General features: G+C 72.6%; 16 protein-coding genes and 2 pseudogenes. 11 read left to right on the top strand and 7 right to left on the bottom strand.

Going from position 1 to position 17858, the window contains the following annotated elements; translation table 11 throughout:
* Position 1: 1 nt before the first annotated feature.
* Together ACFV9J_RS18635 and ACFV9J_RS18640 are read right to left on the bottom strand one after the other, a co-directional pair.
* A complete protein-coding gene (locus ACFV9J_RS18635; RefSeq protein WP_385355625.1) occupies positions 2–1063 on the bottom strand; it encodes a serine hydrolase domain-containing protein in 1062 nt (353 codons plus the stop codon).
* Positions 1060–1896, bottom strand: coding sequence for an IclR family transcriptional regulator (locus tag ACFV9J_RS18640; RefSeq protein WP_385355628.1), 837 nt, complete (start codon positions 1894–1896; stop codon positions 1060–1062). Before ACFV9J_RS18640 ends, ACFV9J_RS18635 begins: the two co-directional genes overlap by 4 nt.
* Before the next feature lie 54 nt (positions 1897–1950).
* Here ACFV9J_RS18640 and ACFV9J_RS18645 point away from each other — a divergent pair, with 54 nt between their 5' ends.
* Genes ACFV9J_RS18645 through ACFV9J_RS18665 form a run of 5 tightly spaced genes read left to right on the top strand, consistent with a single transcriptional unit; the run spans position 1951 to position 7277 of the window.
* The gene (locus ACFV9J_RS18645) at positions 1951–3528 is read left to right on the top strand and encodes an ABC transporter substrate-binding protein (RefSeq protein ID WP_385355632.1); all 1578 of its coding nucleotides are present in this window, start codon (positions 1951–1953) and stop codon (positions 3526–3528) included.
* On the top strand, positions 3525–4517 hold the full coding sequence (locus ACFV9J_RS18650; RefSeq protein ID WP_385355634.1) for an ABC transporter permease: 993 nt from the start codon (positions 3525–3527) through the stop codon (positions 4515–4517). Before ACFV9J_RS18645 ends, ACFV9J_RS18650 begins: the two co-directional genes overlap by 4 nt.
* Positions 4514–5428, top strand: a complete 915-nt coding sequence (locus ACFV9J_RS18655) for an ABC transporter permease (RefSeq protein WP_385355636.1) — start codon at positions 4514–4516, stop codon at positions 5426–5428. Before ACFV9J_RS18650 ends, ACFV9J_RS18655 begins: the two co-directional genes overlap by 4 nt.
* Positions 5425–6315 carry an ATP-binding cassette domain-containing protein gene (locus tag ACFV9J_RS18660; protein WP_385355639.1) on the top strand — a complete coding sequence of 297 codons (891 nt, stop codon included), beginning with the start codon at positions 5425–5427 and terminating at the stop codon, positions 6313–6315. Before ACFV9J_RS18655 ends, ACFV9J_RS18660 begins: the two co-directional genes overlap by 4 nt.
* Positions 6312–7277, top strand: a complete 966-nt coding sequence (locus tag ACFV9J_RS18665; RefSeq protein ID WP_385355642.1) for an ATP-binding cassette domain-containing protein — start codon at positions 6312–6314, stop codon at positions 7275–7277. Before ACFV9J_RS18660 ends, ACFV9J_RS18665 begins: the two co-directional genes overlap by 4 nt.
* Before the next feature lie 11 nt (positions 7278–7288).
* On the opposite strand, the gene ACFV9J_RS18670 is transcribed toward ACFV9J_RS18665, so the two are convergent.
* Positions 7289–8248, bottom strand: a complete 960-nt coding sequence (locus ACFV9J_RS18670; RefSeq protein ID WP_385355645.1) for an ROK family protein — start codon at positions 8246–8248, stop codon at positions 7289–7291.
* Between the two features lie 41 nt (positions 8249–8289).
* On the opposite strand from ACFV9J_RS18670, the gene ACFV9J_RS18675 reads away from it, so the two are divergent.
* From ACFV9J_RS18675 to ACFV9J_RS18690, 4 genes are all read left to right on the top strand, one after another.
* On the top strand, positions 8290–9081 hold the full coding sequence (locus ACFV9J_RS18675) for a creatininase family protein (protein ID WP_385355648.1): 792 nt from the start codon (positions 8290–8292) through the stop codon (positions 9079–9081).
* Positions 9082–9104: 23 nt separating this feature from the next.
* Positions 9105–10232: a mandelate racemase/muconate lactonizing enzyme family protein gene (locus tag ACFV9J_RS18680; RefSeq protein WP_385355651.1), complete on the top strand. Its 1128-nt coding sequence runs from the start codon at positions 9105–9107 to the stop codon at positions 10230–10232.
* Positions 10229–10666, top strand: a complete 438-nt coding sequence (locus ACFV9J_RS18685; RefSeq protein ID WP_385355654.1) for a RidA family protein — start codon at positions 10229–10231, stop codon at positions 10664–10666. Before ACFV9J_RS18680 ends, ACFV9J_RS18685 begins: the two co-directional genes overlap by 4 nt.
* 92 nt (positions 10667–10758) lie before the next feature.
* Complete coding sequence (locus ACFV9J_RS18690) at positions 10759–13719, top strand: FAD-binding and (Fe-S)-binding domain-containing protein (RefSeq protein WP_385355656.1); 2961 nt, start codon at positions 10759–10761, stop codon at positions 13717–13719.
* Here the strand turns inward: ACFV9J_RS18690 and ACFV9J_RS18695 are convergent.
* The gene (locus tag ACFV9J_RS18695; RefSeq protein ID WP_361009065.1) at positions 13716–14060 is read right to left on the bottom strand and encodes an STAS domain-containing protein; all 345 of its coding nucleotides are present in this window, start codon (positions 14058–14060) and stop codon (positions 13716–13718) included. The genes ACFV9J_RS18690 and ACFV9J_RS18695 overlap by 4 nt on opposite strands.
* A 200-nt stretch (positions 14061–14260) precedes the next feature.
* Between ACFV9J_RS18695 and ACFV9J_RS18700 the strand changes: the two genes are divergently transcribed.
* Positions 14261–14407 (top strand): hypothetical protein, encoded by a 147-nt coding sequence (locus tag ACFV9J_RS18700; protein WP_385355659.1) that lies wholly within the window; start codon positions 14261–14263, stop codon positions 14405–14407.
* Between the two features lie 83 nt (positions 14408–14490).
* Here the strand turns inward: ACFV9J_RS18700 and ACFV9J_RS18705 are convergent.
* Positions 14491–15342 (bottom strand): annotated as a pseudogene (locus ACFV9J_RS18705) (family 16 glycosylhydrolase); the annotation flags it as partial.
* Between the two features lie 99 nt (positions 15343–15441).
* Positions 15442–16635: a glycoside hydrolase family 64 protein gene (locus ACFV9J_RS18710; RefSeq protein WP_385355662.1), complete on the bottom strand. Its 1194-nt coding sequence runs from the start codon at positions 16633–16635 to the stop codon at positions 15442–15444.
* A gap of 175 nt (positions 16636–16810) precedes the next feature.
* Between ACFV9J_RS18710 and ACFV9J_RS18715 the strand changes: the two are divergent.
* Positions 16811–17137: pseudogene (locus ACFV9J_RS18715) on the top strand (hydrolase); the annotation flags it as partial.
* Between the two features lie 80 nt (positions 17138–17217).
* On the opposite strand, the gene ACFV9J_RS18720 reads toward ACFV9J_RS18715, so the two are convergent.
* Entirely contained in the window at positions 17218–17694 is a 477-nt protein-coding gene (locus ACFV9J_RS18720; RefSeq protein ID WP_385355664.1) for a hypothetical protein, read from the bottom strand.
* Positions 17695–17858 lie beyond the last annotated feature (164 nt).

Genomic DNA, 17858 nt, shown 5'->3' on the forward strand with positions numbered 1-17858 from the left:
CTCATTCCACACCGTGGTGACCCCCGGCAGCCACCGGGGGCAGCACGGCGGCCGCGTCGTGGAACGCCCGGCGCAGGGCGACGATCCCGTCGCCCGTCCGTGTCGGGTGCACCCGGTTGGTGAGCAGCACGGCGTACCGTCGCGTGGCCGGGTCGACCCACAGGCTGGTGCCGGTGAAGCCCGTGTGGCCGTACGACTGCGGCCCGAACACCTCCCCGGCGGGGGAGCCGACCGGGTCGCGGCCCTGCCAGGCCAGAGCGCGCCGCAGCGCCAGGTGGTCGGTGTGGGCGGCCGTCATCAGGGCGAAGGTGTCGGGGCGCAGGAGGCCCCGGCCCCCGGCAGCGAGGGCGGCGCCCAGCCGTTCCATGTCCGCGAGGGTGGAGAACAGGCCCGCGTGCCCGCCGACCCCGCCGAGCACCACCGCGTTCTCGTCGTGGACCTCGCCCACCACCCGGCGGCCGCGCCAGGGGCAGTCCTCGGTGGCCACCGCCCGCGCCCGGCGCCCGGCGTCCGGCCGGAAGACGGTGTCGCGCAGGCCGAGCGGCGCGCACACCAGCCGCTCCACCAGCGCGTCCAGCCGCTCCCCGGCCGCCGCCTCGGCGATCAGGCCGAGGACGATGAAGCCCTGCGAGGAGTACTGGACCCGGGTGCCGGGCTTCGCGGTCGGCGGCAGCAGCCGCACCGCCTCCAGCAGCGCCACACGGGTGGGGTGGTCGCGGTACAGCGGCACCTGGCCCGGTATCCCCGAGGAGTGCGTGAGGAGTTGACGCACGGTCAGCTGCGCCTTGTCGCCGCCCCGGTAGTCCGGAAGGTACCCGCCCACGGTGTCGTCGAGGCCGAGCGCGCCGCGTTCGACGAGCGCCATGACCACGAGTCCGGCGATCGGCTTGGTGACCGAGGCGAGGTCCCACACGTCGTCGCCGTCCAGCGGCGGTCCGTCCCAGCAGCGGGTACCGGTCCAGCCCCGGTCCAGCGGCCCCTGGGGGCCCCCGACGGACCAGGCGGCGCCGGAGCAGATCCGCTGTTCCCGTCCTTCGGCGAGCAGTCCGGCCAGGGCGCTCACGCCTCCTCGCCTCCCCGGACCGTGTCCACCACGCCGAGTGCGGGGGTGCGCGCGCCGAGGCCGGCGGACACCGTGCGCGCGGCGGCCCGCACCATCGGCCCGAACACCTCCGCACTGCCGGGGTCGAGGGTGAAGGTCAGTCCCGCGATGCCGATGGCACCCACGGCCCGGCCCTGCGCGTCCAGCACGGGAGCCGCCACCGACCGCACGTCCGGCTCGTCGTACTCGTCGTCCACGGCGTAGCCGCACAGCGCGGCCCGCGCGAGCACCGCCCGCAGCGCGGCGGGGTCGGTGGGCGTGCCCGGCGTGCGCGCCTCCAGGTCCGGTGCGTCCACGACCGCCTCGGCCTCCACGGCGGGCAGCGCGGAGAGCATGGCGAGCCCCACGCCGCAGGTGTGGAGCGGCGACCGGTGGCCGGGCCGGGTGCCCATCCGGTACTCACGGGCCGGCTCCGACTGCTCCAGGTACACGGCGTCCGACGCGTGACGCACCGCGTAGAACGCGACATGGCCGGTGCGCCGGCGCAGGTCGGCGAGGGCCGGCCTGGTCAGCTCCAGCACCCGGCTGTCGCTCAGGGCCGCCGCCGCCAGACCCAGCAGCCGGGGCCCCGGGCGGTAGCTGCCGCCCTCGGCGGGCTCGGCGAAGCCGTACTCCGCCATGGTCCGCAGATGCCGGTGGACGGTCGGCTTGGTCAGTCCCGTGCGGCGCGCGATCTCTCCCAGCCGGTGAGGTCCGCCCGGCTGGACGAGCGCATCGAGCACCTCCATCGCCTTGTCGACGGGGCCCTTCACGAGTTCCTGGTCGACCGACCGGGTGTTGACCGCTTTCACCATGTCGCTTAGCTTAACCCAACCGCATTCCATCTGACGGAACGGAGGTGTTGTTCAATGGAACGAAATTTTCAGGGGCGCACGGTGGACCGCGGCCGTCCCAGCCGACGCCGGGTCCTGCGGACCGGTGGTCTGCTGCTCGGAGCGCTCAGCGCTCCCGCGCTCCTGAGCGCGTGCGGCACGACCGCCGCCGCGGACCGGGCCGGCAACGTCCTGCGGGTCTCCCAGACGGGCGACCCGAAGACGCTGGACCCGCAGAAGCAGGGCGACATGGTGTCGATGAACGTCCTGATCAACATGTTCGACACCCTCACCACCCGCGGCCGGGACAACCGGCTCCACCCGAGGCTCGCCCTCTCCTGGAAGGCCACCGACGCGCGCACCTGGCGCTTCGTCCTCCGCCCCGGGGTGACCTTCCACAACGGCGAGGTGTGCGACGCGCGCGCCGTGGCCTTCAGCATCGAGCGACTGCTCGACCCGGCGACCAAGTCACCGATCGTCGAGCTGCGCTTCGTCAAGGGCGTCACCGTCGTCGACCGGCTCACCGTCGACATCCACACCACCGTGCACGACCCCATCCTGCCCGCCAAGCTCTCCCTGTTCGGCGGCGTCGTCGTACCGCCCCGCCACCTCGCCGACGTGGGCGACGCGGCCTTCGCCGACCACCCCGTCGGCACCGGCCCCTTCACCTTCACGAGCTGGCAGCGCGACCACGAACTGCGGATGCGGGCCTACGACGGCCACTGGAACGGACGCCCGGCCGTCGACGGGCTCGTCTTCAGCCCCGCCCCCAACGCCTCGTCCTCCCTGGCCGCCCTGCAGAGCGGCGGCGTCGACCTCGTCGCCGGACTCACCCCGGACGCCGCCCAGCAGCTCGACGGCTACGGCGGCATCACCATCGACGGCTACACGGGGATCCGCACCGCCTACCTGACCCTGAACACCCTGCAAAGCGGCCCGCTCCAGGACCGCCGGGTACGCCAGGCGCTCAACCACGCGATCGACGTCCCGCTGCTCATCAAGGCCGTGCTCGGCGGCAAGGCCACCGAGACGCCCGCACTCGTCCCGCGCGGCTCCTTCGGCTTCGACCCGACCGTCAAGCCCTTCACCCGCTCCGTCGACACCGCGCGGCGGCTGCTCGCCGAGGCCGGTCACCCGCACGGCTTCTCCACCACGCTCACCGCCTCCAACGTCGACGCCAACGTCGCCGAGGCCCTGTCCGGACTCCTCGCCAGGGCCGGGGTGGAGGCCCGCGTCGACCTGCTCGATCCCGGCACCTACTCGGCCCGCCTCACCTCCGACAACCGCGGTGCGCTCGGCCCGATCTACCTCGCGGCCAGCACCGTGTGGACGATGGACGGCGCGAGCATCGTCCAGTCCAACGTGCGCAGCGACCGCCGCCAGAGCCGCTGGCACTCCGCCGAGGCCGACCGCCTCATCGACGCCGAGGAACTCTCCGAGGACCCCCGCAGGCGCGAAGCGGCCTTCTCGGACCTGCAACGGCTGATGCGCCGGGAAGCACCCTTCGTCTTCCTCTACCAGATCGACAACATCATCGCCCGCAACGACCGGCCCCAGTGGACGCCGGGAGCCGCGGGCGTCCTCTCGATGGAGAGCGCGGAGGTGTCCCGATGAGCGCCCTCACCCTCGACGAACCACCCGCCCCGGCGGCCGCCCCGACCCGCCGCACGGACCGGACGGGCCCGCTGCTGGGGGTGCTCAAGCGCCTGCTCACCGCCCTGTTCGTGCTGTTCTGCACGGCGACCGTCGCCTTCTTCCTCGTCCGCCTGTCCGGCGACCCGGTGAAGATCCTGCTGCCGCCGGACGCCACGGCCGAACAGGAACAGGTGCTGCGCCACTCGCTGGGCCTGGACCAGTCCCTGTTCGCCCAGTACCTCGACTACCTCTGGGGACTGCTCCACCTCGACTTCGGCGACTCCCTCGTCTACGGCCAGCCGGTGAGCGAGATCCTCGCCGACCGGCTGCCCGCCACGATCGAACTGGCCGCCGCCGCGCTCGCGGTGACCCTCGTCGTCGCGATCCCGGCGGGCATCGTCGCCGCCATGCGCCGCGGCCGCGGCACCGACAAGACCGTGATGACCGGCGTCCTGCTCGGCCAGTCCACCCCGCCGTTCTGGGTCGGCATCCTGCTCATCCTGGTCTTCGCCGTCTGGCTGCGCGCCCTGCCCGCCTCCGGCTACGGCACCCTCGCCAACCTGGTCCTGCCCGCCGTCACCCTCGCCGTGTACTCCGTTGCCGTCGTCGCCCGCCTGCTGCGCTCCTCGCTGATCGACGTCCTGACCTCCGACCACATCCGCAGCGCCCGCGCCAAGGGATTCGGGCCGCTGAAGGTGGTGCTCAGGCACGGACTGCGCAACGCCTCGCTGCCGGTGGTGACCGTCGTCGGCCTGGAGGTCGGCAACCTGCTCGGCGGGGCGATCCTCACCGAACGGGTCTTCTCCTGGCCGGGAGTGGGCCAGCTGACCGTCGAGGCGATCTCCAACCGCGACTTCCCGCTCGTCCAGGCCACCGTCCTGTTCTTCGCCGCCACCTTCGTCGTGGTGAACCTGCTCGTCGACCTCTCCTACAGCTTCCTCGACCCGAGGGTGAGGACGTCCCGATGACCGTCATGTCACCGGCCGCGACCGACGCGACCCCGGACAGGAAGCCGTCCGGCGGCTCCGGATCCGTCGTCCTGCGCGGCCTGCTGCGCAACAAGCTCGCCGTACTGGCCCTCGCCGTGCTCGTACTGCTGCTGTTCGCCGCCCTGTTCGCCCCCCTGATCGCCCCCTACGACCCCAACGCGCAGAACCTCCTGCTGCGGCTGCGCCCCCCTGCCTGGCAGGACGGCGGCAGCGGCGCCCACCTCCTCGGCACCGACCATCTCGGCCGCGACATGCTCTCGCGGTTCGTCCACGGCACCCGGGTCTCCCTGCTCGTCGGCGCCGGCGCCGCGCTGCTCGCCGGCGTCATCGGCACCGTCGTGGGCCTCGCCTCCGGATACTTCGGAGGCTGGGCCGACCGCACCCTCATGCGGCTCGCCGACGTCCAGCTCGCCTTCCCCTCCCTCCTGCTGGCCCTCGCCGTCGTCGGCTTCCTCGGCTCCGGCCTGTGGGTCGTGATCGTGGTGCTCGGCTTCACCGGCTGGGTCTCCTACGCCCGCGTCGTGCGCTCCGAGGTGATGTCGCTGCGCACCCGCGACTTCGTCACCGAGGCCCGCGCGATCGGCGTCACCGACGTCACCATCATGCGCCGCCACCTGCTGCCCAACGTGATGGCGCCGCTGGCCACCATCGGCACCCTGCACGTCGCCGCCGCCATCGTCGCCGAGGCCTCCCTCAGCTACCTCGGCCTGGGCGTCCCCAAGGAGACGGTCACCTGGGGCGGCATGCTCGCCGACGGCCAGCTCTACCTGGGCACCTCCTGGTGGGTCGCCGTCTTCCCCGGCATCGCGCTGATGCTGACCTCCCTCGCCATCAACATCACCGGCGACGCCCTGCGGGACGTCGCGGACCCGAAGGCCTACCGCCGATGACCAACGACCGACCGACAACCGGGCCGACAACCGGACCGACAACCGGCCCCGGCCGGCCCACCGGGGACACGCCCCGGCGGCCCGCCGACCAGCGACCGCTCCTCGAGATCGACGGCCTCGGCGTCGACTTCCGCCTGGAGGGCTCCGTCGTCCACGCCGTCCGGGACGTCTCCCTCCACGTCCGCGCCGGCGAGACCCTCGCCGTGGTGGGGGAGTCCGGCAGCGGCAAGAGCGCCACCGCGCTCTCCGTCCTGCGTCTCAACCCGAGCCCGCCGTGCGTCTACGCGAGCGGCGAGATCCGCTTCGACGGACGCGACCTGCTGCGGCTGTCCGAGAAGGAACTCGGCCGGGTCCGGGGCCGCGACATCGCCATGGTCTTCCAGGACCCGATGACCTGCCTCGACCCGCTCCAGCGCGTCGGCGCCCAGGTGACCGAGGTCCTCAGGCACCACACCGGGATGTCCCGCGCCGAGGCCGGACAGGCCGCGCTGGCGGCCCTCGACGAGGTCGGCATCCCCGACCCGGCCCTGCGCTACCGCCAGTACCCGCACGAACTCTCCGGCGGCCTGCGCCAGCGCGTGATGATCGCGACGGCGCTGGTGGCCCGCCCCCGCGTCCTCATCGCCGACGAACCGACCACCGCCCTGGACGTCACCGTGCAGCGCCAGATCCTCGACCTCCTGGTCACCCTCCAGCACAAGCACGACATGGCCGTCGTACTCATCACCCACGACCTCGCGGTCGTCGCGGAGACCGCCGACCGGGTCGTGGTCATGAACCAGGGCAAGGTCGTCGAGACCGGCGATGTCCTCGACGTGTTCGACCGCCCGGCCGACGACTACACCCGCAGGCTCCTGGCGGCCACCCCTCGACTGGAGGCGGCATGAGCACCGACGCGACCGACACCACCCCCGCCCCCGCGCCCACTCCCACCCACGCCGGGCCCCTCCTCGAACTTGACGGCCTGCGCAAGGAGTTCGGCGGGCGGCGCCCGAACGTCGCCGTCGACGACGTGTCGCTCGAAGTCCGCGAGGGCGAGACCATGGCCCTGGTCGGCGAGTCCGGCTGCGGCAAGACCACCCTCACCCGGCTGCTCCTCGGACTCCTCGAACCCACCGCCGGCAGCGTGCGCTTCGACGGACAGGACCTCGCCACCCTCACCGCCTCCCAACTGCGCGGCGTACGACGGCAGATGCAGGTCGTCCTCCAGGACCCCTACTCCAGCATGAACCCGCGCATGCACATCACCGACATCGTCGCCGAGCCGCTGGTCACCCACGACCCCGAGGCACGCGGACGGCGCGCACGGGCCCGTAACCGGCAACGGGTCGGGGAACTCCTGGAGGCCGTCGGCCTGGACGCCGGCATCCAGGACCGCTACCCGCACGAGTTCTCCGGCGGCCAGCGCCAGCGCGTCTCGATCGCGCGGGCCCTGGCGCTCCATCCCCGGCTGCTGGTGCTCGACGAGCCGACCAGCGCCCTGGACGTCTCCGTGCAGGCGACCGTCCTCGACCTCCTGGCGGACCTGCAACAGCGGCTGGGCCTCACCTACGTCTTCGTCTCGCACAACCTCGCCGTGGTGGCGCAGGTGGCCGACCGGGTCGCGGTGATGAGCCGGGGGAGCCTGGTCGAGGTCGGCGAGGCGGCGGCGGTACTGCGCACCCCGCGCCATCCCTACACCCGGCAGCTCCTCGACGCCGTACCGGTCCTCGACCCGCGCCGGGGCCGACGGGCGGCGGCACGCGCGTCCACCCCGACGGACGACACGACGGGCGAACCGACGGACGACACGACGGGCGAACCGACGGACGACACGACGGACGAACCGACGGACGAAGCGAGCCGATGAACCGCCCCACGCTAGAGGTGCGACAGCACCAGACCCGCCCCGCCGAGCAGCGCCACGTCGTCGACCGCGGCGGTGCCGACCAGCACCCGCGGCTGCTCGGCCCCCGCGAAGGCGACCGCGTCCCGCAGCCGCTCCTCCACCACGGTGCGCAAGCGCTCACCGCCCTCGCGGGCCTCACCGTGCAGGATGAACAGGCCCGGCGCGAAGAGCTGCTGCACGTTCACCAGCCCCAGGGCGAGGTTGTGCGCGTACTCCTCCACCACCCGCCCGGCGGCCGGGTCCCCGCTGCCGACCAGCTCGGCCAGCGACACCGCCGCCCCGAGCCCCGCGGCCCGCGCCCGAGTCCGCAGCCACCCGGTCGTGGCCAGCGTCTTCCAGCAGCCCCGGTTCCCGCAGGTGCAGCGCTCGCCGCTGGCCGAGACGGTCATGTGCGCGCCGCTGCGCCCGCCGGGCGGAGCCATCACCTCACCGTCGTAGAGGACACCCACCCCGAGCACCTCGCCGGTCGAGACCGAGGCGAAGGTGCGCCGCCCCCGGCCCGCGCCGAACCAGCGGTCGCCGAGCACCTGGAGCCGCGCCCGGTGCTCCACCCGGACCCCGACGCCGGTGAGGGCGCCCAGCCGCTCCGTCACCGGAAAGCCGTGCAGCGCCGGCACGTCGTTGACCTCCAGGATCAGTCCGGTGCCGGGGTCCACCAGCCCCGCGGCGGCCACGCCGATCCCCTGGACCTCGTGGGCGGCGAAGACACCGGCCACCCCGGCCAGCGCCCCGTAGATGTCCGCGGGGGTCGCGGTGGCCGCGTCGTACGACGCCTCGGTGCGGTCGAGCACCCGGCCGCCCATGGACAGCACGGCCGCCGTGACCCGTCCGGGCACCAGCTCGACGGCTCCCAGCCGGCGCGGTGCCGCGGGAGCGGCCGGTTGCCGCGCGGTCTCGGGGACCAGTCGCAACGGAGAACTTTCGTGGACCATGCGCCGACTCTGCCATGGCCCCGTTTCGGAGAGGTAGCACCGTGAGCCAATCGAGACTGACCGAACTCACCTGGCGACAGGTGCGCCGGGCCGGCGAGCGGGGCATCGCCCTGCTGCCCATCGGGTCCCAGGAGCAGCACGCCGGCCACCTGCCGATGGGGACCGACACCCTCCTGGTCGAGGAGGTGGTGGACCGGGCACTGGACCTCCTGGACCGCGAGGCCTGCGATTCTCCCGAGTCCCCCGAACTCCCCGTGCCGGAGATCGTGAGGCTGCCCGCGCTGCCCTTCGGGCACAGTCCGCACCACCTGTTCGCGGCTGCCGTCTCGCTCTCCGCGGCGACCCTGGGCGCCGTCCTCGACGACGTCCTCGACTCGCTCGTGACCAGCGGCTACCACCGGATCATGGTCGTCAACGGCCACGGTGGCAACGACGAGATCATGCGGCTCGCCGTGAAGCGCTTCGCGCTGCGCGCCCGGGTCACGGTCGCCGCCTGCTCCTACTGGACCCTCACCGCCGGCGAGGACGGGGCCGGGCGGCCGGACGTCACCCCGGGGCACGCCGGCTGGTTCGAGACGTCCCTCATGCTCGCCGCCCACCCCGGCCTGGTGCGCACCCCCGTGCCGGCCCGTACCCCCGTCGAACCGCCCCCACTGTTCGACCACCCGCCCCACCCCGGCCTGACCGTCGAGCGGCACGGCGAGTGGGAGCGGGTCGACGGCTCCACCGACGACGCCTCCGGCGCCGACGCCGACCGGGGCGGCCTGCTCCTGGACGACCGGGCCCGGGGACTGGCCCGCGCGATCCGGGCCTTCGACGCGGCGAGCCGGTGACCCCGATGATGCGAGGAGAAGAAATGAAGATCACCGACGTCGACGTGTGGGTCGTCAACCTCCCACTCGTCAACCCCTTCACCAGTTCCTTCGAGACCAAGACCGGGGAGACCCGCACCGTCGTGCGGGTGCGCACCGACGCGGGCGTCGAGGGCTGGGGCGAGACGATGTGGGGCGCGCCGGTCGCCGCGATCGTGCGCCGGATGGTGCCGGACCTGATCGGGACCAGCCCGTTCGCACTGGAGGGCTTCCACCGCAAGCAGCACATGGTGCCCTTCTTCTACGGCTACCTCGGCTACGCGGCGATCGCCGCCGTCGACGTCGCCTGCTGGGACGCGATGGGCAAGGCCACCGGCCAGTCCGTCACCGACCTGCTGGGCGGCGCCGTCCGCGACGAGGTCCCGATCACCGCGCTGATCACCCGCGCCGACGCGCCGGGCGCGACCCCGGCCGAGCTGCCGAAGGCCATGGCCGAGCACGCGGTGCGGGTCGTCGAGGAGGGCGGTTTCGACGCCGTCAAGCTCAAGGGCACCAAGGACTGCGCGGGCGACGTCGCCATCCTGCGCGCGGTCCGTGAGGCGCTGCCCGGTGTGAACCTGCGGGTCGACCCGAACGCGGCCTGGTCGGTCCCCGACTCGGTGCGGGCCGGTATCGCCCTGGAGGAACTCGACCTGGAGTACCTGGAGGACCCCTGCGTCGGCATCGAGGGCATGGCCCAGGTGAAGGCCAAGGTACGCATTCCGCTGTGCACCAACATGTGCGTCGTCCGCTTCGAGGACTTCGCCCCGGCCATGCGCCTGAACGCGGTCGACGTCATCCACGGTGACGTCTACAAGTGGGGCGGCATCGCCGCGACGAAGGCGCTCGCCGCGCACTGCGAGACCTTCGGCCTGGGCATGAACCTGCACAGCGGCGGCGAACTCGGCATCGCCACGGCCGCGCACCTGGCCGTCGTGTCGAGCACACCCGTCCTGTCGCGGGCCATCGACAGCATGTACTACCTGCACGCGGACGACATCATCGAGCCGCTGCACCTGGAGAACGGCCGGCTGCGGGTGCCCTCGGGACCGGGTCTGGGCGTGAGCGTGGACGAGGACAGGCTCCGCCACTACGCGGGCGTCAACGAGCGGGACGGTGACCTGACCGGATGAGCGAGCCGAACGGCAAGCAGGCGGTGCGCACGGACGGGGCGCCCCGTCCCGCGGGTGCCTACTCCCAGGGTGTGGCGGCGGGCGGGTTCCTGTTCACGGCCGGTTTCGGCCCCCAGGACCCGGTCACCGGCGCCGTACCGGAGGGCGTCGGAGCGCAGACCGCGCAGGTGCTGCGCAACGTCGGCGCGGTCCTGGCCGCGCGGGGCCTGTCCCCGCGGGACGTCGTGAAGGTCACGGCGCACCTGCAGCACCTGAGGCGGGACTTCGCCGCGTACGACGCGGCCTACCGCGAGTTCTTCGAGGAACCCTGCCCGGTGCGCACCACGGTCGGGTCCGACCTGATGGACATCCTCGTGGAGATCGACGTGGTGGCCCTGCTGCCGGGCCCGGGCCCGGGCCCGGACCCGGACCTGGACCCGGACCTGGCCGGGTGATCCTTCGGCGCTCGCCGGTCCCGCCGGGGCCGGCGGGCACCCCAGTCGTACGCTGATCAGCACCGACCGAGATCGTGTGGGAGTCGAACGTCATGCCCCTGCTGGAGCCCAAGCCGGAAACCCTCCGTCCCGGCACGCACCGTGCCGCCTCCGCCGACCGGGTGCCCGACGCCGGGGCCACGGGTACCCCCGAGCCGCTGCGGGCCGGCCTGACCGCTCTGCTGGGCCCCGGCAAGGTCCTGTGGAAGGTCTCCGACCTGGTGAAGTACGCGTCCGACGCGAGCCCCTACCGGTTCGTGCCGCAGGTCGTCGTACTTCCCGAGAACATCGAGGACGTGGCCGCGGTGCTGGCGTACGCGCGCGACCACGGTCGCCAGGCCGTCTTCCGGGCCGCCGGCACCAGCCTCAACGGCCAGGCCCAGGGCGAGGACATCCTGGTCGACGTGCGGCGGCACTTCACGGGCATCGAGGTCCTGGACGACGGCGCGCGGGCCCGCATCCGGCCCGGCACCACGGTCGTGCGGGCCAACGCGACCCTGGCCCGGTACGGCAGGATCCTCGGGCCCGACCCGGCCAGCGCCATCGCCTGCACCGTCGGCGGGGTGGTCGCCAACAACGCCTCCGGAATGACCGCGGGCACCACCCGCAACTCGTACCGCACTCTCGCCTCACTGACCTTCGTGCTGCCGAGCGGCACCGTCGTCGACACCGCCGACCCGCACGCGGACGAGACGCTGGCGCGGACCGAGCCGGAGCTGTGCGCGGGGCTGCTGGCCCTCAAGGCGGAGATCGAGGCGGACGAGGCCCTCACCGCCCGCATCCGGGCCAAGTACGAGATCAAGAACACCAACGGCTACCGGCTGGACGCCTTCCTGGACGGCGCCACACCGGTCGAGATCCTGCGCGGACTCATGGTCGGCTCCGAGGGCACCTTCGGCTTCATCTCCGACGTCGTCTTCGACACCCTGCCGCTGGACCGCCAGGTCTCCAGCGGCCTGCTCTTCTTCCCCTCGCTGACCGCCGCCGCGGCGGCCGTACCCCTGTTCAACGAGGCCGGGGCGCTCGCCGTCGAGCTGATGGACGGCAACACACTGCGCGCCTCGGTGAGCGTGCGGGGGGTACCGGCCGACTGGGCCGGCCTGCCGCGGGAGACGGCGGCGCTGCTGGTGGAGTTCCGGGCGCCCGACGAAGCGGGGCAGGCGGCCTTCGAACGGGCGGCGGCCCGGGTCGTGGAACGCCTCGAACTGGTCGCGCCGGTCGCCTCGGTGACCAACGCGTTCACCCGCGACGCCAAGGCGATCTCCGGCTACTGGAAGGCCCGCAAGGCCTTCGTCACGGCGGTCGGCGGCTCCCGCCCGGCGGGCACCACCCTGATCACGGAGGACTTCGCGGTCCCGCCGTCCCGGCTGGCCGACGCCTGCGAGGACCTGCTCGGCCTCCAGGCGGAGCACGGCTTCGACGCCGCCGTCGCCGGTCACGCCGCCCACGGCAACCTGCACTTCCTGCTCGCCTTCGACGCCTCGAAGCCCTCCGACGTCGACCGGTACGCCGCGTTCATGGACGACTTCTGCCGGATGACCGTGGAGCGTTTCGACGGGTCGCTGAAGGCGGAGCACGCCACCGGACGCAACATCGCGCCCTTCCTGGAGCTGGAATGGGGGCCCCGGGCCACCGAGTTGATGTGGCGGCTCAAGCGGCTGATCGACCCCGAGGGCGTGCTGGCCCCCCGGGTCGTCCTCGACCGGGACCCGAGGGCCCATCTGCGCGGACTGAAGACGATCCCCGGCATCGAGCCGCTCGCCGACCCCTGCATCGAGTGCGGCTTCTGCGAACCCACCTGCCCGAGCCACGACCTGACGACGACCCCGCGCCAACGCATCGTGCTGCGCCGGGAGATGCTGCGGCAGCCGGACGGCTCGCCGGTGGAGGAACAACTCCTCGCCTCCTACGGCTACGACGCCGTCGACACCTGCGCGGGCGACTCCACCTGCGCGATCGCCTGCCCGGTCGGCATCGACACCGGCGCCCTGATGAAGGACTTCCGCCACCGCAGGCACTCGCCGCGCGAGGAGCGGATAGCCGCACTCACCGCCAAGCGGTTCACGACCGTCGAGGCGTCCGCCCGTCTCGCGGTCGGCGCGGCCGAGAAGATCGGCGACCGGCTGCTGGAGGCCGCCACCGGCCTGGCCCGCAAGGCCCTGCGCCCCGATCTGGTGCCCGAGTGGCTGCCGGAGATCCCGGGCGCCGCCGCCCGCACCGCGCCGCCCACCTCCAGGGCGGGCGCGAGCGCCGTCTACTACCCGGCCTGCGTCAACCGGATCTTCGGCGGCCCGGACGGCGACGGCATCCCGTCGCTCCAGCAGGCCGTGGTCGACGTCTCGGCCCGCGCCGGCCGGCCGGTGTGGATCCCGGACGACGTGGCGGGCACCTGCTGCTCGACGATCTGGCACTCCAAGGGCTACGCGGACGGCAACACCGTGATGGCCAACCGCGTCGTCGAGGCCGCCTGGGCCTGGACCGACGGCGGACGGCTCCCGCTCGTCGTCGACGCCTCCTCCTGCACGCTCGGCATCCAGCACGAGGTCGTCCCCCACCTCACCCACGCCAACCGGGAACTGCACGGGCGCCTGCAGGTGATCGACTCCGTCGTGTGGGCCGCCGAGGAGCTCCTGCCGCGGCTGACGATCCTCCGTACGACCGGTTCGGCCGTACTGCACCCGACCTGCTCGATGCAGCACCTGAACGACGTCGACCAGCTCCGCGCGGTCGCCGAGGCGGTCGCCGACGAGGTCGTCGTCCCCGACGACGCCGGGTGCTGCGCCTTCGCCGGGGACCGGGGCATGCTGCACAAGGAGCTGACGGCGTCGGCGACGGCGAAGGAGGCCGCGGAGGTGACCTCGCGCGCCTACGACGCCCACCTGTCCGCCAACCGCATGTGCGAGATCGGCATGGACCGCGCGACCGGCCGCGCGTACCACTCGGTCCTCATCGAGCTGGACCGGGCGACCCGGCCGGTCCGGCCGGCCGGATCGAGGCAGGCGGTCGGTACCTAGGACGTGCGGCGCGCCTGGTACACCGAGTCGTAGATCGGGAAGACGTGCCGCAGGCCGGTCAGGGCGAAGAGCTGCTTGGTGTTGGCGTCCGTGATGACGAGCTTCAGCTCGCCGTGCACCGACTGGACCCGTTTGAGGGCGCCGACCAGCACGCCCAGGCCCATGGAGTCGATGAACGCCACCGCGCGCAGGTCGACGACGAACCGACGGTGACCGTCCGCGAGTCGCTCGATCATGTACTGCTTGATCGTGGGCACGGTGTACACGTCCACCTCTCCGCGGATCTCCACGATGGTCCAGTCTCCGACGGCGCTGTGGTTGATCTCGATGGGAGGTTCCATACGTACTCAACGGCATGCCGTGGGCAGAGGTAGTGCCGCACATTCGTTCTGCATATGCGTGAACGACTGGCCAGAGGATCACCCGGGGTGCTGCCCGCGACCTGGCGGCTCCGTCGGCTCCCGCCGTGCGGGTTCGGCCATTCGGGCCCATCCTTGAAGCCGGGCCACGAAGCCCACAGACCGACCCACCGGGAGGTCCTGTGATTCTGCTCGCGCTGCTTCTACCAGTCGTGATGATGGCCTTCCTCTTCGCCGCGGACGCGCTCGAGGATCTGGTCTTCCCGCCCCCGGCGGCCCCGGACGAGGACGCCCCGGCCGCGGACATCGCCCGGACGACGTCCCCCTGAGGGGGGCCGCCCGCGGACCGCGGCCTGGGGGAGACCGCGGTCCGCGGCGGGTTCCGGGTACGCCGGGCCCGGGGCCGTCAGCCGTCGCTGGTGGTCACCTTCACCTCGTCGACAACCAGTTGCTGCGGGAAGCTGGTCGAGCCGTCGGGGTCACCGGGCCAGTAGCCGCCGACCGCGAGGTTCAGGATGAGGAAGAACGGCTTGTCGAAGACCCACGCGTCGCCGCCCAGGTCGGCCGGTGTACGGGTCTGGTAGACGTTGCCGTCGACCGACCAGGTGATCCGGTCCGGGGCCCAGTCCACGGCGAAGGTGTGGAAGGCGTCGGCGAACGCCTCGCCGTTCGGCAGCGTGTAGGCCGCGCCGATGCCGCCCGAGCCGGAGTAGCCGGGGCCGTGGATGGTGCCGTGGACCGTGGACGGCTCGAAGCCGACGTTCTCCATGACGTCGATCTCGCCCGAGTCGGGCCAGCCGACCTCGCCGATGTCCTGGCCGAGCATCCAGAAGGCGGGCCAGATGCCCTGTCCGCGCGGGATCTTCATCCGGGCCTCGACGTGACCGTAGGTCGCGGTGAACCTGCCGGAGGTGTTCAGCCGCGCGGAGGTGTACTCGCACGTGCCGTACCAGCACTGGTAGTTGCCCGGGTTCTCGCGGCGGGCCTCGATGACCAGGTTGCCCTGGCCGTCGAGCTTCGCGTTGTCGGTGCCGGGCGTGTAGTACTGCCGCTCGTGGTTGCTGACGTTGTCGCCGGTCTCCAGCTGCCACTTGGAGGTGTCGACGCCCGATCCGGCGGGTCCGTCGAAGGTGTCGGAGAACGTCACCGCCGCGGCGGTCTCCGGGCCGCGTTCCGCCTGGGCGGGGCTCACCGCGGCGGCGGCGACGAGCGTGGCGGACAGGGTGGCGAGCAGGCAACTGCGGAGCAGTCGTGGGGAGGCCATGTCTCTCCCTTTCGTGGGCCCGCTCCCACGGGGCGGCAGCGGGCGCGGGGGTGGGGGGAAGGTGGTGCGTCGGTTCGGGCGCGGATGGGGCCGGCCCGGTCAGTCGAAGGACTCCAGCGTGATCGCCGCGTCCTTGGGGTCGCCGTCGTGCACCAGCGACTCGTGGTTGCCGACGTCGTCGAAGGCGAAGGCGTACGCCTGGCCGTCCCGCATCTGCGCGTGCACGAGTCGGGCGTAGTGGTTGGTCACGTCGTCCCGGTAGAAGCCGGAGGCGTCGGCGTCGGGCTGCTCGGAGTTGGTGAGCAGCGTGGAGCGGTTGTACGCGGCGCACAGGGTCCGCGAGATGGGGCCGCGCACTTGGTCGTTGGGGGCGTCGAGCTTGTTGTAGCAGCCGAAGACCGAGTCGGAGTCCGGCTTCTCGAAGGAGGTCACCACCGCGCCGCTGCCGTCGGTGAAGTCCATCCTGTCGCCGTTCACCCTGCCGAAGAACTTCGTGTCCGGCTGCTCCTTGAACGGCGTCACCGTCAGCGTCTCGGAGGCGTACTTGCTCCAGACGCGATCGATGTAGTCGTCCAGCACGCCGGCGGGCAGGTCGCCGGAGCCGACGCCGTGTCCGGGGGCCAGGACCCGCAGCGGCGAGCCGTCGTCACGGGTCTGGACCAGCCCTTCCCAGCCGCCGCCCTGCTGGGCGAGCCCGTCGGCGACCGCCTTGTACCCGCCGGGCTTCAGCGAACCGGTCTGCTTAGTGGAGCCGTCGCCCGCGGTGAGACCGACGGAGTAGGGGGCCGAGAACATGTCCACCTGGGTCGAGTTGATCCACAGCCCGGAGTCGTTGAGCGTGTACTCGGTCCAGTTGAACAGAGTGTCGTGGTTGGGGTCGTCGGCGTTCTGGACGGCGGGCTGCACGAGACCGCCGTCGGCGAGCCGGAAGTCGAGCTTCTTGCCGTACGAGAAGTAGACCCGGCCGGAGAACTTCGGAAGCTGAACGGTCTTTGACCCGCCGTTTGCGGGGCCGGCGAACGAGGCGTCGGGCGCCGGGACGGGCGGGGCGCCACCGGCCGGCCAGGCGTGGAAGGCGCCGCTCTCGTCGGCGTACCCCTGCTGCCCCGAGGCGAGTTCGGTGCCGATCACGTAGACGTAGACCTGTTCGGCGCTGCCCGAGTCGTTCTTCAGGGTGAGCGGGATGGTGTCCGGCACCGCCGACGCCGGTTCGGCCGGCCCGACGACGACGGCCACGGCGCCGATCGACGCCGCGACGGCCAGGGATGCCGTCAGCTTGCGTGGGGAAAGCACACGGTCCTCCTTGGTGTGGGGGGACTTGCAGCGTTGTAGTCCTTCCCTGTGCATGTCAACTAGTTGAACGAGATCAATCGGAAGAAGGCGCTCCAGGTTCGGAAGGTGAAGCGGGGGGAAGGCGGCGCCCGCCGGATGCCGTGCGTGCCGGGGGTGTTGCGGTCCGCTCATTGACATGTCCGCCGTCAATTACGATCCTGGAGCCGCTGCCACCTTCCATCGATGTACATCCCGGCCCGTGGAAGCGGAGGGACATGCCGCCCCTGACCGGTGCCCTCGTCGCCCTCCTGCTACCTACGTCTCGGTGCAGTCCACCGGGGGCGGCATCGCAGTACGCCAGGCCGCGTCCACGGCCGCGCCGGCGCCCGCCCGCGAGGTGTGGGCGCCCGAGATCGTCCGGGACGGCGGCTACACGGCCGAGAGCGAGCTGGCCCTGCCGGACGACAAGTGGGCCATCGACGGCACCCTGTTCACCTTCCAGGGGCAGCGATGGTTCGGATGGCGACCCGTTCATCAACGAGGGCCCCGAGCCCGTCAAGGGCCCGAGTAGGGACCTCGCGCCGGACCGCGGTGTGGACCCGCTCAGGGCGCCAGGGACCAGCGCGGCGCCACTGAGACGAGCCCGCAGACGAGGAAGTACAGCGGGAGGGGCGCGGTGTAGGGCGAGTCGCCGTCGGGGCCGTGGACCAGGCGCGGGCCGGCCGGGCGGCCGCCGCCCGGCCGCGGCCGGGTCCAGGACGGGTCGCCGACGACGTAGTGGGTGCCGGACGGCCACGCGATCCCGATGTCGGATCCGGAGGGCACGATCCACCACCAGCGCCCCTCGTCGGCGAACACGCAGCCCGCACGGGGGAGACGGGCCAGGATGTGTTCGCCGTGGGACGCCGAGGTGCCCACGGCGTCGTGCCCCAGGTCGGCGCGGAGACCGGCGGGGAGGCTGAGCGGGGCAGGGCCCGGACGCCGTCGGCGGGGCGGGCGGGCGGCGGCGCCGGACGAGCACGGGCGGTCACGGACGGTGGCTGCGGACGGACGTGGGTCACGGGTGTGCTGCAGGTCCATGGGGGGTGGTCCTTTGGCCGCTACGGACGGCAGGAGAACGTTGTCATGCGAGATCGCCCCATGGGTGGGTGTCAGGTCTCCAGCAGGACGGTCCGGGTGAGGGGTCGGGAATCGCAGGGGGCGGTGGAGCCACTGTGTCATCCGTCAACAACACTGCGCAACCG

It is taken from the genome of Streptomyces sp. NPDC059906, from assembly GCF_042730645.1.
GTDB classification, from domain to species: Bacteria; Actinomycetota; Actinomycetes; order Streptomycetales; family Streptomycetaceae; genus Streptomyces; species Streptomyces rubrogriseus.

Excerpts from the sequence above, each read along its gene's own strand:
- ACFV9J_RS18640 (WP_385355628.1), bottom strand. The coding sequence starts at position 1,896 with ATGGTGAAAGCGGTCAACACCCGGTCGGTCGACCAGGAACTCGTGAAG.
- ACFV9J_RS18645 (WP_385355632.1), top strand. The coding sequence starts at position 1,951 with ATGGAACGAAATTTTCAGGGGCGCACGGTGGACCGCGGCCGTCCCAGC.
- ACFV9J_RS18650 (WP_385355634.1), top strand. The coding sequence starts at position 3,525 with ATGAGCGCCCTCACCCTCGACGAACCACCCGCCCCGGCGGCCGCCCCG.
- ACFV9J_RS18655 (WP_385355636.1), top strand. The coding sequence starts at position 4,514 with ATGACCGTCATGTCACCGGCCGCGACCGACGCGACCCCGGACAGGAAG.
- ACFV9J_RS18660 (WP_385355639.1), top strand. The coding sequence starts at position 5,425 with ATGACCAACGACCGACCGACAACCGGGCCGACAACCGGACCGACAACC.
- ACFV9J_RS18665 (WP_385355642.1), top strand. The coding sequence starts at position 6,312 with ATGAGCACCGACGCGACCGACACCACCCCCGCCCCCGCGCCCACTCCC.
- ACFV9J_RS18670 (WP_385355645.1), bottom strand. The coding sequence starts at position 8,248 with ATGGTCCACGAAAGTTCTCCGTTGCGACTGGTCCCCGAGACCGCGCGG.
- ACFV9J_RS18680 (WP_385355651.1), top strand. The coding sequence starts at position 9,105 with ATGAAGATCACCGACGTCGACGTGTGGGTCGTCAACCTCCCACTCGTC.
- ACFV9J_RS18685 (WP_385355654.1), top strand. The coding sequence starts at position 10,229 with ATGAGCGAGCCGAACGGCAAGCAGGCGGTGCGCACGGACGGGGCGCCC.
- ACFV9J_RS18690 (WP_385355656.1), top strand. The coding sequence starts at position 10,759 with ATGCCCCTGCTGGAGCCCAAGCCGGAAACCCTCCGTCCCGGCACGCAC.
- ACFV9J_RS18695 (WP_361009065.1), bottom strand. The coding sequence starts at position 14,060 with ATGGAACCTCCCATCGAGATCAACCACAGCGCCGTCGGAGACTGGACC.
- ACFV9J_RS18720 (WP_385355664.1), bottom strand. The coding sequence starts at position 17,694 with ATGGACCTGCAGCACACCCGTGACCCACGTCCGTCCGCAGCCACCGTC.